Origin of the sequence: Parahaliea aestuarii (assembly GCF_008064635.1) — a bacterium.
Taxonomy (GTDB): domain Bacteria; phylum Pseudomonadota; class Gammaproteobacteria; order Pseudomonadales; family Halieaceae; genus Parahaliea; species Parahaliea aestuarii.
Map to the genome: position 1 here is coordinate 76,782 of NZ_VRYZ01000008.1, position 13,472 is coordinate 90,253.

General features: G+C 62.2%; 10 protein-coding genes. 3 read left to right on the plus strand and 7 right to left on the minus strand.

The window, feature by feature from the left end:
• Positions 1–9 precede the first annotated feature (9 nt).
• Positions 10–1,020 carry a glycosyltransferase family 2 protein gene (locus tag FVW59_RS16605; protein WP_148065495.1) on the minus strand — a complete coding sequence of 337 codons (1,011 nt, stop codon included), beginning with the start codon at positions 1,018–1,020 and terminating at the stop codon, positions 10–12.
• Between the two features lie 277 nt (positions 1,021–1,297).
• Between FVW59_RS16605 and FVW59_RS16610 the strand changes: the two genes are divergently transcribed.
• Entirely contained in the window at positions 1,298–3,844 is a 2,547-nt protein-coding gene (locus FVW59_RS16610) for an HzsA-related protein (RefSeq protein WP_187275944.1), read from the plus strand.
• On the opposite strand, the gene FVW59_RS16615 is transcribed toward FVW59_RS16610, so the two are convergent.
• Entirely contained in the window at positions 3,788–4,879 is a 1,092-nt protein-coding gene (locus FVW59_RS16615; RefSeq protein WP_148065497.1) for a right-handed parallel beta-helix repeat-containing protein, read from the minus strand. The genes FVW59_RS16610 and FVW59_RS16615 overlap by 57 nt on opposite strands.
• 197 nt (positions 4,880–5,076) lie before the next feature.
• Here FVW59_RS16615 and FVW59_RS16620 point away from each other — a divergent pair, with 197 nt between their 5' ends.
• The gene (locus FVW59_RS16620) at positions 5,077–6,930 is read left to right on the plus strand and encodes an asparagine synthetase B family protein (RefSeq protein WP_148065498.1); all 1,854 of its coding nucleotides are present in this window, start codon (positions 5,077–5,079) and stop codon (positions 6,928–6,930) included.
• Positions 6,931–7,893, plus strand: a complete 963-nt coding sequence (locus tag FVW59_RS16625; protein WP_222711550.1) for a polysaccharide deacetylase family protein — start codon at positions 6,931–6,933, stop codon at positions 7,891–7,893.
• On the opposite strand, the gene FVW59_RS16630 is transcribed toward FVW59_RS16625, so the two are convergent.
• Genes FVW59_RS16630 through FVW59_RS16650 form a run of 5 tightly spaced genes read right to left on the minus strand, consistent with a single transcriptional unit; the run spans position 7,890 to position 13,455 of the window.
• Positions 7,890–9,158 (minus strand): ATP-grasp domain-containing protein, encoded by a 1,269-nt coding sequence (locus tag FVW59_RS16630; protein WP_148065499.1) that lies wholly within the window; start codon positions 9,156–9,158, stop codon positions 7,890–7,892. The two genes, FVW59_RS16625 and FVW59_RS16630, sit on opposite strands and share 4 nt — an antisense overlap.
• Positions 9,136–9,912 (minus strand): GNAT family N-acetyltransferase, encoded by a 777-nt coding sequence (locus tag FVW59_RS16635; protein ID WP_148065500.1) that lies wholly within the window; start codon positions 9,910–9,912, stop codon positions 9,136–9,138. The genes FVW59_RS16630 and FVW59_RS16635 overlap by 23 nt, the downstream gene beginning before the upstream one ends.
• Positions 9,909–11,123 (minus strand): sugar-transfer associated ATP-grasp domain-containing protein, encoded by a 1,215-nt coding sequence (locus FVW59_RS16640; protein ID WP_148065501.1) that lies wholly within the window; start codon positions 11,121–11,123, stop codon positions 9,909–9,911. Before FVW59_RS16640 ends, FVW59_RS16635 begins: the two co-directional genes overlap by 4 nt.
• Positions 11,120–12,139 (minus strand): polysaccharide deacetylase family protein, encoded by a 1,020-nt coding sequence (locus FVW59_RS16645; RefSeq protein ID WP_148065502.1) that lies wholly within the window; start codon positions 12,137–12,139, stop codon positions 11,120–11,122. The genes FVW59_RS16640 and FVW59_RS16645 overlap by 4 nt, the downstream gene beginning before the upstream one ends.
• A complete protein-coding gene (locus FVW59_RS16650) occupies positions 12,136–13,455 on the minus strand; it encodes a putative O-glycosylation ligase, exosortase A system-associated (RefSeq protein ID WP_148065503.1) in 1,320 nt (439 codons plus the stop codon). Before FVW59_RS16650 ends, FVW59_RS16645 begins: the two co-directional genes overlap by 4 nt.
• Positions 13,456–13,472: the final 17 nt, after the last annotated feature.

Genomic DNA, 13,472 nt, shown 5'->3' on the forward strand with positions numbered 1-13,472 from the left:
TAACCGGTGTCAGCGCGTTGTAAATCGATTGAGCATCGCCCGACAACCAAGCCATGCGGTATAAATCTGCCAGCGCAGGGAGGCCCCGTTTGCTGTCGCTTCTGCGGCAAAACCAAAGGCCCTGCCCAAATCTCCCTGCTCCGTCATCACCCGGGCCAGTTCACGGTTCACCTGCGAGAGCTGGCGCCGGCACTGCCTGCGCAGCGCGGCGGAGTGCAGACCAAGCATCGATTTACTCAACAGCTGGCGCCGGCTGGCCAGTCGTTCCGTACGATGCAGTAGACTGGATACACTGTCGCGGTTCTCTCCCGCGGCAGTGTAGTGGCGCGATACCGTATCCGGCAGCAGCAGCATATGGCTGGCGGCATCCACGGCCCGCAGATAGAACTCGAAATCCTCTTCGTAACGCTGGTACTCGTCGAAGCCGCCAATGTCGTTGAAAAACTGACGCTGGCAGATAGTGGTATTCAGGTGGCAAAAGCCCTGGTATCCGGCAAGGTCTTCCAGCGTCAGCGGATAACAACCCTGCTGCATCTGTCTTCCGGAGCGCTGTAAGCGCGGCGCCAGACGGTGCAGCCACAGTGGCGCTTCCCGGCCACTGACTGCGTCAACGGCAACCTGGTTGGCAAACAGGACATCCACGCTGCCTGCTGCCGTCAGCGCGGCATGCGCCTTCTCGAGATAGGCCGCGTCAAGCCACTCATCATCGTCGTCGAGAAAGGCAAGGTAGCGGCCGCGTGCATGCCAGGCTCCCACATTGCGGACATAGGCGGGGCCGCGGCCACGTTTGTGGCGGCCGAGATGAAGATAGTCAACGCTACAATCCAGGGCGGCGATACCTTCCCTGCAGGACGTGGCGCATTCCGCCTCGGAGCCGTCGTCCACCACCACCACTTCGAAATCGCGAAAGGTCTGCGCATCCACCGAAGCCAGCGCACGAAAGAGCACGTCGATCCGGTCGCGGGTCGGGACCACAAGGCTGAAAAAGGGCCCTGACTCGACCATCGCATCCGTCGGCATCGCCCTATCACCAGATATCTGCACCCAATAACCGCCCCGTGTGGTCTCTCATTCCGGCGCTGAGGAGGATAGTTCGGATACTCCATCCACACCACCGTAGCCGGAGTGTATGTAACCACTCACGCTGTTGTATATGGTCATTGCCAATGAGAGCCTCACATTGGTACCCCGCTCACACAATAGGCTACACTCTGTTCCAGAATGTCCCGGCCGCCAGGAGCAAGGCCTCGCCACAGTAGCCTCCGCCGATGGCAGTGCTGCAGACAAGGCTACCACTATGTCCAATACAAACTTTTCAGCCCCCGTTTTCGCCCTGTGTCTGGCCGCCGTGACGGCACTCTCGCCCGGTTCCCCGGCTGTGGCTGCCACAGCGGCACCGGAGCAGACGCTGGCCATTGACGATAAAAGCGCCTGGGACCGCTATATCAGCATTCGGCGCGCCATGGAAAACGGCGGCATACTGCCAGAGCCGGTCAGTAGTTCCCCCACCACGCCTATGGAACCGCAAACTCCGACAACATCCATTGCAGACAGCGAGAAAGACACGCCACCACCCACCGACAACGCCCCCCCGGCGGTACCGCCTGAGGAAACTCCGCAGCGTCCATCCCCCGAAGCGGCCCTGGAGCCGATGGTCTATACCCGGGTACCCCGCACCCATGGCCAGCACACGGTCACCCTGCGGGGTGGTGAAAGCTATACCCTGCACAGCCCCGATATCTGGGACAGGCTACCGGATACCAAGCATGTCTTTGATGGTTTCAATGCCCCCGGCCAGCTGGTTTACCGGGACGTTGATGGCAGCGAACGGGTGCTCTACGATTGCATGCAACGCGAAAAGCCCTGCGTGCCCCTCGATCCGGCGGTTTCTCTCGACGGCAGCAAAATACTGTTTTCTGTATACCGGGCAGACAGGCTGCGCAACGCCTACTTGTCCGGCACCACCCTGCCCAACCAGCAACTGGGTTCGATCACCAACGCCCAACTCCATATCGTCGATGTGGCATCAGGGGAAGTCCATCCCCTGCCACAACCAGCGGGAGCACTGGATGTCAGCCCTACCTGGCTACCCGATGGGCGCATCATGTTCGCCTCCAACCGCGATCCGCAACGCGAACCCTTCCTCGACCGCATTACGCCAAACAACCGGGCCGATCCGCGCTTTTACATCGCCAATGCCGATGGCAGCGACGTGCATCTGGTCACCCAGCACGAGGTCAGCACGGCCATGCACCCCTACCTGCTGCGCAGCGGCCGGGTGGCCTACGGCTCACAGTGGCTCAGTCACAACCTGCCCTATATGAGCACCAACGGCGGTGTTAACTGGCCGGGGACGCTGGACAATATGTGGGTGGTGATGGACATGGACTATCGCGGTGGCGATATGACCGCGCTCTACGGTGCCCACCGTGCCTCACTGAAAACATCGACCGGCCGCACCAAACACACCAAGGCACTCCACTTCCTCGGCGAGCGTCGCAACGGAGACGTCTGTGTCGCCAACTACTATCGCGGCAACAACCTGGGTCTGGGTGACGTCATCTGCTGGGCACCGGAGCCAGTCGGAATAGAAGGCGCCCTGCCACGTTTCCAGCCCCGCAAACTGTACAACGTGGCAGACTGGTCGCGCTCCGACGACAACCCGTCCTTCAGGGAAAACGGCATCTACCAGGGAAAGATCGGCTATCCCGAGGGCGCGCCGAACAACCAGCTGCTGCTCACGGTGGGCCGCGGCTATTGCACCCAGGTGTCGGGCTCGGTCACGGGTTTCCAGAACGCTGTCGCCGGGCAGCCGGGGAAGCTCGCCTGTGATACCGGCCTGTACCTGACAACCCGCATTCCCTCCAGGGACATGGATGACCTCACCCTCGTTGTCGACGCCCCTGAGTGGCACGAGTTTGGCGCCCGCATGGTGGTCGCCAGACAGGTCGACACGCCAGCGCTGTCCAATACCAGCGACGGCAGTTGCCAGCTGGCCAGCAGCGACGCAGGAACGGCGGAAACAGCGCCCTACAAGCCCTACCACTTCAACCACAACTACCGGGTATCGGCCAACAACGGCGGCGAGATAGACGGGCTCCCTCACTCCCAGCTGGCCGGCATCCGCTTCTGGGAGGTCATACCCAACGGGTCCAGGCGCAGCTTTTCCAACTTCACCGGCAATCGCCTGCGCCTGCTGGGTGACACCCCGCTTCTGGCCGACAAATCGTTCAAAGTGTCACTGCCCTGCGATACCCCCTATATCATGGCTGGCATCGACGCCCGGGGCCGGGTTATCAAACGGGACCAGATCCCGCAGTCACTGCGCCCCGGGGAAAAGCGGGTCTGCAGCGGGTGCCACCTGCACTCCCGCAAAGGGCGCCCCTACGAGAACAGCGAGGCATTCCTGGCGGAGCCGGTAGCGCTGACCAGCGCCACCCCGGTGCCGGTGTACGAGCGCGACATCAAGCCCATCTTCGCCCGCCGCTGCCTCACCTGCCATGTCAGTGACGTACCTCTGATGGACTACGACGATCTGGTCTGGGACCAGTTCCAGACCTCCGTCACCCCCGAGCGGCGACTACAGGTCAGTCAGTCTAGCAATGAAAAACGGCGCTTTGGCCTGCAACGACCCTACACCAGCAAATACGTCAACAGCATGTTTGCCAGAGAGAGTCTGCTCTACTGGAAGGCAGCCAACGAACGTACCGATGGCCGCAGCGACGCGACCTACAGCGACGATATCGATTTCGGGCCGCCTCACCCTACCGATATCACCGATGACGAGCTAAGGATCCTGGCCGAGTGGATCGACTCCGGCGCCACCCGGATTATCCCGAACTGACCGCCGCCCGCCTGTATCACCAGCCGCGGTTCTGATCCCGTTGCGCCCGAGACGAATGGCCGGGCCGTTTGCCGCCATTTGCCCCCGCAGCACAAAACCGGATGAGCGCAGCACGTTGTCCCGCAACCGGAGTTCGGCGGGGCCTGCTGGCCAGTTGAAAAGATAGAGCGTCTGCAACCCGGCGAAATCCTCTGGCGACTCACCGAGCTCCAGCAGCGAGTTTTCAATGCTGACCGAGGCCGCTCCGTCGCGGGCACCACAGCCGGCGGCGCTTTCCAGCCCGATACCGATCAGGTCCCGGTTGTCAGCTCGCACACTGCGTTGCAGGGCCACATTGTCGAGTGACAACACGCCACCACAGGGCAGGTCAATCACCCGACTGTGGCGGCTGTCGCCACCACGAAGCTCGCTGTCCTCTATCGTCGTCGACATCGCCCGCGATTTCAGCAGGTGTCCGAGGTGATGCGATTCCCCCAGCAGGGACCCGATGATTTCCAGGCGGTCGATGGCGCCGGCATAGACCACATGAGACAGACTCTGCGCGCCGCCACCGCGACCTATATCGCCGATATTGCTGTTGCGAAGCCTGAGCACGCCGCCCCGGTTATCCGTCATGATGCCCATTGCGGTGTTACGGATATGCACCCGGTTCAACGTGACATCAAAGTTGCGGCCTGCAATGCGAATCCCGGCCAGGTTGCCGTCCTGTGCGCCCGCCGCCGCGCCGTCTGCGTGGAAGTCATTCACGATCACCGGGCCACTGGCACCTTCGATCACCAGGACCGCCTTGCCGAGGGCAACGCCCTGCAGCCTGACACCCTGCATATTCAGCTGCAGGGCTCTGCGCACCACCAGGCCACCAGCATAGGTGCCGGGCGGCAGGCTTAGCGTGGCGCCCGGCCGCGCGGCGTTTACCAACTGCTGGATAGGGGACACTGGCGCAAGCGCAGGACTCACCGCCTGCGCCGCAACCTCCGGTGCCAGGGAATACAGGGCGAACAGGCTCGCCACCAGGCTCTGTTGGAAACACCACATTGCCGTCCACCTCCCCTGCCCGGCCTGTCCCCTGTGACAATGGCCGGGACCCTCGCCAGACGCTCGGCACTGTATCGCAGTTTGGCAGCACAGCGCTTGAGTTTCACCCGGCATGTGACCAAACTATCGGCCACTAACGCCACGATGTACCACCCTACACAATCACGGCAAAGGACAGCGACGGGGCAAAGGATTACATGGGTATATCAGGAGACCAGTCCCCGGCCGGTGCAGAGGTGCCTGGTTTTCTCGCTGCTCTGCACTCCGCTGGGCAGGCCTTTGGCGAACATCAGCTGAACAACGGGAACTGGCAGACAGCCACTGCCGGCACCAAGGCAAGCGCATTTGCGCCACAGCCGGTATTTCTGTCGCCCGACGGTCAGGTACTTGTCGTTGCCCAGGGGCGATTCCTCTGGCCGGCCGGGGAGTTCGCGGACACGGCCTCCAGCCTCGGGAATGGAGCGGCGCTCTACAGTACCTACAGGGAATACGGGGCGGACATGGCCCGCCATATCAAGGGCCACTTCGCCTTTGCCCTTGTCGACAGCGCCAGGGACACCCTGATCGCCGCCACCGATCGCTTCGCTACAGTGCCGATCTACCACACCTGTCGCGACGGGGATATAGCGGTCGCAACCCGGCTGGCGGATTTGCAGCCACCGCTGGGAGATGACCCCCTCAACCGGCAGGCCCTGTTCGACTACTGCTATTTCCATTTTGTCCCGTCCCCTACTTCGATCGCCACCGGCGTCGGCAAACTGCCCGCTGCCCATGCCCTGGTGTCAGCCCGGGGCGATGTTCGGATAGCGCCCTACTGGCTGCCGGATTTCAGCGCCAAGGCTCACGCCACTGCGCCGGCGGAGCGCGAGGCGACCTTGCGGCGCCTGTTGGGCACAGCGGTACAGCGCAGCTGTAAAGATGCCCGCCGTCCCGCCGCCTTCCTCAGCGGAGGGCTGGATTCCTCGACTGTCGCGGGATTTCTCGCCGAACAGCAGAACGGGGCAAGCGCCTACTGCATCGGCTTCGACGCAGAAGGCTATGATGAAACCCCTTTTGCCCGCATCACCGCATCCCATTTTGGCCTGCAACTGAGAGAGTACTACCTCAGCCCCGAGGACATCGTGGCGGCCCTGCCGGAGTTGGCGGCTTCAACCCAGGAGCCCTTTGGCAACTCGTCCATACTGCCCGCGTATTTCTGTGCGCGACTGGCTGCCGAAGAGGGCGTGGATCTGATGCTGGCGGGCGATGGCGGCGACGAACTCTTTGCCGGTAACGAGCGCTACCTGCGCCAGCGCGTGTTTACTCCCTACCAGCGGCTGCCCGGCGGGCTGCGCCGGGGCCTGCTGGAACCCATGGCAAAACGCCTGCCAGGCCGGTTCTCTGCCACACGCAAGATCGCCAGTTACGTGGAACAGGCAGCCACTCCCCTGCCCGATCGGCTGCAGAGCTACAACTTCCTGCACCGCTTCCAGCCCACACAGATGTTCCAGCCGGGTTTTCTCGACGCCGTCGACCTGTCCCGGCCCCTCAATCTGCTGCGAGAACTCTACCACCGCCCGGCCGCGGGAACCGAGCTGGACCGGTTGCTGTATCACGACTGGCAGGTCACGCTGGCAGATAACGACCTGCGCAAGGTCGGGCACGCCTGCCAACTGGCCGGCGTGCAAGTGGCCTATCCACTGCTCGACACCGACCTCGCAGATTTTTCCATCGGCATCCCGGACGCCGTACTGCTGCAGAACGGTTCACTGCGCGGCTTCTACAAAAAGGCCCTGCGCGGCTGGTTGCCAGACGCCACCCTGAACAAATCCAAACACGGCTTCGGCCTGCCCTTCGGGGTGTGGATGAGGGATCACAAGCCGCTGCAGGAACTGGTCTACGGGAGTATTTCCCGGCTCGCCGAGCGGGACATTTTCCGCCCGGAGTTCCTCTCCCGCTCAGTCGCCCTGCACCGCGAGGGGCACGCAGCGTATTACGGCGAGCTTCTGTGGGTACTGACTTGCCTGGAGCTGTGGCTCGGCGCCCGACCAGACGGCGACGAAGTGAACTGAATGTCCATGCTCCACACCCTGATGTCCCGCCTGCTGCCTGTCCTTACCGGTACCCATCGGCAACAGCGCCTGGCGATTCTCAACTACCACCGGGTGCTGGCAGCGCCGGATCCAATGCGACCCAATACACCGGTGGTCGAGGATTTCCACTGGCAAATGACCCTCCTGTCACAACACTTCTCACCCCTGCCCCTGGATGAGGCGGTCACCCGGCTGCAGGAGGGAACGCTGCCGCAGAGGGCCGTTTGCGTCACCTTTGATGACGGTTATGCGGACAACGCCAGGCTCGCAGCGCCAGTACTCGCCAGCACCGGAGTACCCGCCACGGTCTTTGTCGCATGCGGCTTCCTCGACGGTGGTTTGATGTGGAACGACGCCGTGATGGAGTATGTGCGGCTCGCCCCGGAGGGAAATTTCCTGTTCCGCGAACAGCGGCGTGCGATTCCCGCCACAACAGACCTGGCGGGGCGTCGCAGCCTGGCCTACCGCATGATTGGGGAAATCAAGCATCTTCCCGCCCACCAGCGTGCCCTTGCCATCGCGCCGCTGCTGGACAGCGATGTAGCACTGCCCGGCGACCTGATGATGGGCGCGGACGATGTCCGGCAACTGGGTGCCGAAGGCATTGCTGTAGGTGCACATACGATCTCCCATCCAATTCTTGCCAGCATCGGCGACGACGAGGCATGGCGGGAAATCAGCGAGGGCAAACACCAACTGGAGGAGATGATATCCGCTCCTGTCACCCTGTTTGCCTACCCGAACGGCAAGCCCGGCCAGGATTACAGCGATCGGCACTGTCGCATGATTGCACAGGCCGGTTTCAAAGCGGCTGTATCAACCCGGCCCGGAGTCGCCGGCCACAGCAGCGACCCTTTCCAACTGCCGCGTTTCACGCCCTGGGACAAAGACCCCAGCCGCTTTCTGGCACGCCTGCTCCTGAGCTACAGGCACATTGTCTAGCCAGTACTGCCCGTATCCGGATTCCGGTCAACTCGCCCCAGCAGGCGACCTGACTTGCGCCCCAGATTGCCAATCTCAGCGCGTATAAAACGAAACAGATTGGCAAAATAGGGCCGCGGATCTGACCTCGTCAGCAGGTCGTTGTGGACCCCGGGGCGCAGCGAGTAGCTGAGCATCTCCAGCAGCAGCACTACCTTGTTATACCAGCGAACCCCGGGGCGGCGAAGCTGGTTGACCAGGCAGGCTACCTCCCCGGGCCAGGTATCACGCCCGATAAGCCCCGGTGTCGACCGCATTACAGCGCCCCCGTCCAGCGACGGCACCTGCCCGAGATAGCAGGCCACCTGCAGGGCCGGAAAGTCCGCGCCCGCACGTAAATCGAGGTTGAGGTACTGCCAGTAGCGGAAGTTGATCTCGATAAGAAAAAAGCGTCCGGTGGCGGCGTCAAGGCGGTATTCCAGCATGGCGACCCCCTCCCAGTTAAGGGCTTCAAGCCGGAGTAATGCATCGGCTTCTATCGCCTCGTGTCGCGCGGTGCGTCGCCGCGACATGGTGCCATTACTGTGCGGCTCCTCATGGCAGTCCTCGACCGTTGAGAGCAGGCGCGCTTCGCCCTGCCAGCGCAGTACACCAACACAGACCTGTCTCCCGGTGCAGCCCTGCTGTACCAGTACACACTCGTAGTCCTGCAAAATTTCCGCCGCCGCCCCGGCCACAGCCCCCGACTGTTCGATGTGTAGCAGGGCCCCCTTGTCCGAGCGCTCCCCGTTGGCACTGCGCAGGTGACAACCTTTCAGGTAATAGCCATGTTCTCCCTGGGGTGGCAGAGCGCCCCCGGTATCCATTGCATCGGTCAGGATCACGTGGGGGGGCTGGGTTTGCCGAAACTGCCCGGCGCCGTCACAGGTGCTGAAGAAACTGGCGATAAAGGCCTTGTCCAGGCAATCAAATACCCGTTGGCGATCGGCAGACAATGGCAGGTAGGCAAGAAACTCGTCGAAATGCGCTTCCACCGCCAACAGGAAATTGCTCGACGGAATAATGACGCCGATAGCGTGATCGCGAAGGTATCCACGCAGCCAATCGATATAGGTTTCGTCGCCATAGGGGGGGTGCACGACACGGCTTGAGGCGTAGGCGGAAACAAATCCCAGTGCATCGCTGCGGCTGGAACAGGCATGGACATTGTGGCCAGCAGCGCCGAGGGAACGAATGACACCTAGCCCGGCCCGGGTATGAGATTCAGGGACGAGAACGTTCGCCATCCGCAGCCTCGAGATTCAATTGCCAGTGCCCCGGCCCGGTGTGCAGAACTGTCAGGCCCAGGGTATTCTGCTCGGGATGAAAGCCGTTGTGTTCACGTCCCAACCTGCGGCTCACCCGGAAGCGTCCCACCACCTCCATACCCAACACTTCGTGCGCACGACGAGCCGATGAATTGCCACCCTCTTCCGCGCAAATAATAATCCGGGCCGAATGGCATGCAAAGGCATCGCAGGCCCGCGCCTGAAACAACCGGCGATAAACGCCCTGACGCCGGAACTGCGGCGAGACGAAAGCTGAATACAGGGCCACCACCCGCAAACCGCCAAAATCCAGCCGCTGACGGACATAGGGAAAGTAAGCAGAGGAATCTCCGGGATTGCTCCAGCCGACGCCGGCAACACACCCGCCAATCTCACAGGTAAACATCTCATTGCCGCCGGCCAGGCTCGCCTGCATTTCCCGTCGGGCCAGATCGGCCGCCCTGCCTGCCACCAGTGCGGCCACTTCATCCAGGCGTTCGATATTGTTCTTCTGAATATCACTCTGTACGGTACAACCTCGGGCAGCGCGTTCATCTGCAGCGCAGATGATCAGTTCGCGATCCAGATAAATCCATTCACTGACGCTGTTGTGCCGCAGCTTGTGCAGCACCCTGCGGGCGAACCATCTGACTGCCTCGAACATCGGGTTGATTGGCCGTCCGCTATTGCCCGGCTTTGCTGTCGGCTCAGTACCTTGCGTGGATTTATTCATGGCAGGCTGCGCACTTTCCTGGCGGCACCGGAATAGCGGTGCAGCAATCCCAGCTGAGTACTCATCTTGCGGCTGCGGAGATAGTCGCAGAAGAGTCCGGTTTTCAACCCCGCTCCGTGGGCGAGTTGAATGCCCATCGATTCCCAGTAGGAGTTGCACTCGATGACCAGTGGCCCGCTATCGGTCACTGCCACGTCCCAGGCCAGTATATCGGCACCGGTCAGTAATTCCGCCGCGCTGGAGACGAGGTCCATGACCTGCGTCCAACAGGGGATCACGCTCCCCTCAATGGCAGCACCGCTGAGAGGGTGCTGTGGGAATCGCTGTACCGCACCCCGCGTGTCCACTGTGGCGGCCCGACCCAGCCGTCCCGAGGCGAGATCGATGGGCGCGGATAGCCCGCCGCGCGAGACATTGTCGACGATGCTGTCTCCCCTGCCTATGCGCAGGCTTGCCATCAGGATCTTTGCGCCATCCAGATATACAGTAAAAATGCGTATGGTGTTGAGCGAAGCCGGATTCAGCGCAGCCAGGCTCTGATGACCGGTAACGCCGGTTTCCGCGATATACCCCCGCGCCACCAGTGCTGCAAGAGCCTGCTCCGCGGCGCCTGCAGCACCGCTGTCTCCGCCGTCTCCGCTGCGCCAGTGCAGTTCGCCGCGCTGTGGGTCACAACGGAAAATACCGTCGGCCTTGCCGCCGAACCGGGGCTTGAGGAAGACCGGGGCCACAAGACTTTGCAGCCAGTGCCTTGCCTCTTCGTCAAAAACCGGAAACTGCCGCATTCCCAGCGGGTCGAAATCGCCGAAGGCCGCCAGTATATCGGTGCAGGGAATTCCCCGTGCAGCCAGGTGGCGATTCAGCCACAGTTTGTCTTCTATCCGGGCGCGCTCACTTTCCGGATTGATGGGCTCCAGCCACTGCCAGCGTGCCCAGGACCCGGTATAGGCGGCGCCATCGCCGGCTTTATGCAAACCGAGGTGGTAGTAATCCCGGGCGCTGATCGCACCTTCGCGCAGCAGGCGACCCTGGCCGTAGATGCGCGCCAGAAAGGTCAGGGGAGACCGCAGGGGGTCACACTGCCGGCAATGTTCCGGAAGCCCCTGTAACCACTGCGACAGGAGCCTAGTGCGCTGCAGCACGGCGTAGGCAAAGCGGTACCACCAGCGAAGGCCGGTGCCAGGGCTGCCGTCAATGCGGCGTGTGGTCATCGTCTGGAAATCCTTCGCAGCATAGTCAGAAAACCGCTCAACTCCGCCTCCAGTTCCAGCTCCGACAGCGACTCCCCATCGAGAATGCGCGGCAGTGCATAGGGATTTTCGCCCCTGCGACACAGGCCGATCTCGGTGGTGGTGGCACTTTCGATGCCCTGGCGTCGCAGCACCTCCCAGTCGGACGCCTGGTACTGGCCGCTCGGATAGCAGAAGTGTTCGAAGGGCCCCTCTCCCACTCCCGTCAACCAGGACCGGTTGTCGGCCAGTTCCTGCGCCAGGCAACTTGTGCCGTTACAGGTAGTGCGATGGCGGTGAGTGTGCAGTTGCAGGTCGATCCCTTTTGCGCTGGCTTCGCGCAATTGATCGCGACTGGCCAGGCGAAAGGCTGGCCCTCCCCAGACCGGATCCTGCGCCAGGCCTGTGGCGCTGATGACACTGCACAGGAAAGCCTGGCGCGCATCGTCATCTGCCAGTGTCGACGCGTGCTCAATCACCTGGTCGGTCGCCCGGTGCAAAGCGATGGCGTCGCCCGCGGGGCAATTCAGCTGCCCAAGCCCGGGCAATGGCAACAGCGTGGAATCGCGTTCTCCTGCCGCCCAGCGACTGAGGGCATAGGCCAGTGCGACATTCAGCACCGGCCGCTGGTTATGGGCGTAGTAACTGGTGACATAAAGCGTCGCCGGGAAACCCGCCTGCTCCAGCGCCGGCACCATATGTGCAACCGTCGACGCCCAGCCGTCATCGATGGTGATGACAACGGCCCTGGCTGGCAGCCGCCCCTGTGCCAGGCGCTCCAGGGCAACCGGCAGCGGCAGCACCCGCGCCCCCCAATCCTGCAGGAAAGCCAGACGCGAGCGGAATTTCCCGGGACTCATGAAGAGGTAGTTGCCATAGTGACCTGGCCCGTCCCAGATCCCGTGATAGCAGAGGATGCGCAGCTCGCGTCGCGTCAGCCAGCTGCACAGGGCGAACAGCCCCAGTGCGCGGGCAATCCACAAGAGGCCGTGCTTCACAGGAGGCGCCCCCGGGGGCCTGCCATGTGCCCCTCCTGAACGACCGCCCGCCCGCCGACTGGACCGCCGGCAGCAGGATCGCCTACACGCTGCGTCAGGCTGCGCAGAATCACCGCCATCGCGACGATGTGCCAGGGCAGGTCAAAGTAAGTCAGGCTCAGGAAGGCCCCCCCCGACATGTAGGCCACCAGGCTGACCTGCAGCATGCGCGCGAGAAATACATCGTTTTCGGACCACCCTCCCGCGCGGTTGCCGATGATGATCGCCAGTGATCGCCAGGTGAGCCCGAGTATCAGGAGGAACATCAGCAAGCCCGGCCAGCCGTGATCCGCCAGCGGCGCGAAGTAGATGCTGTGCGCAACGAACACCCACTCGGGCCGGGGTGCATAGCGATGGAACATCTCCTTGGTCCAGGAGGAAAAGCCGGCGCCCACGATCGAATCGTTGGCGACATTGAGCGAGTATTCCCAGGAGTTAAGACGCTGCATGGCGGATGCATCTTCCTCGTAGTTCTCGATGGTCTGCATGCGCTCGTGCCAGCTGGCAGGCATAAAGGTCAAAAAGACAACGGCAGCCAGCACCATTAGCGGCGCGGTCAACAGCTTGGAACTGCTTTTCCACCAGAAGAAGCCTGCCACTGCGGCAATGGACACCAGGGCACCGCGCGACTGGGAGCCGAACACCGACACGACGCTGAGGCCGATAGCAGCGATGATCAGCCATTTCAGCTTGCGGTTTTCGCTGTACATCCGGTACAGATAGATCATCAGCGGAATGATCATCAGCACCGCCACTGCCAGTGAATTGTTTTCCTGAATAAAGCTGCCTGTTGGCCCCCAGACACGGAAGGCCCCGCCGGTGAGGATGGTAAAGATGCCGCCTTTCACGCTGAAAAAACCGATGGAAACCACGATGGCGATAATCAGGTAGTCCAGTTTTTGCCGGTCGTTGATCAATACCAGGGTCAACAGCGCAACCAGCTGTATCTTGAGCACCTTGGTGAGCTGGATCATCGCCATGTCCGGATACACCGCCAGCGCGGTGGTCAGGCACATCCAGGCCACGAACAGCAGCCAGACGGCGGTGACTCCGGTCAGCGGGAACGTTTTCCTTTCCCGGGAAAACAGGATCGCCACCAGCAACGTCAAAGCGACGATCTGGGCAAAGGGCATGTTGTAGGCAAAGCCGTAGGTCAGCCGGTGCGGGTTCATGTAACTCAGCCACGACCACACCAGGATGCCGATATAAGGGCGCCAGAGGATCAGCGGCAGGCTGCCAAACACCAGGGCGGTCACCAGCAGGTCGCGCAGTCCCATTTACTCAGGCGCCCCGC

Coding starts and splice junctions, on each gene's coding strand:
- FVW59_RS16650 (WP_148065503.1), bottom strand. CDS start 13,455: ATGGGACTGCGCGACCTGCTGGTGACCGCCCTGGTGTTTGGCAGCCTG.
- FVW59_RS16630 (WP_148065499.1), bottom strand. CDS start 9,158: ATGGCGAACGTTCTCGTCCCTGAATCTCATACCCGGGCCGGGCTAGGT.
- FVW59_RS16615 (WP_148065497.1), bottom strand. CDS start 4,879: ATGTGGTGTTTCCAACAGAGCCTGGTGGCGAGCCTGTTCGCCCTGTAT.
- FVW59_RS16625 (WP_222711550.1), top strand. CDS start 6,931: ATGTCCATGCTCCACACCCTGATGTCCCGCCTGCTGCCTGTCCTTACC.
- FVW59_RS16640 (WP_148065501.1), bottom strand. CDS start 11,123: ATGACCACACGCCGCATTGACGGCAGCCCTGGCACCGGCCTTCGCTGG.
- FVW59_RS16620 (WP_148065498.1), top strand. CDS start 5,077: ATGGGTATATCAGGAGACCAGTCCCCGGCCGGTGCAGAGGTGCCTGGT.
- FVW59_RS16635 (WP_148065500.1), bottom strand. CDS start 9,912: ATGAATAAATCCACGCAAGGTACTGAGCCGACAGCAAAGCCGGGCAAT.
- FVW59_RS16610 (WP_187275944.1), top strand. CDS start 1,298: ATGTCCAATACAAACTTTTCAGCCCCCGTTTTCGCCCTGTGTCTGGCC.
- FVW59_RS16605 (WP_148065495.1), bottom strand. CDS start 1,020: ATGCCGACGGATGCGATGGTCGAGTCAGGGCCCTTTTTCAGCCTTGTG.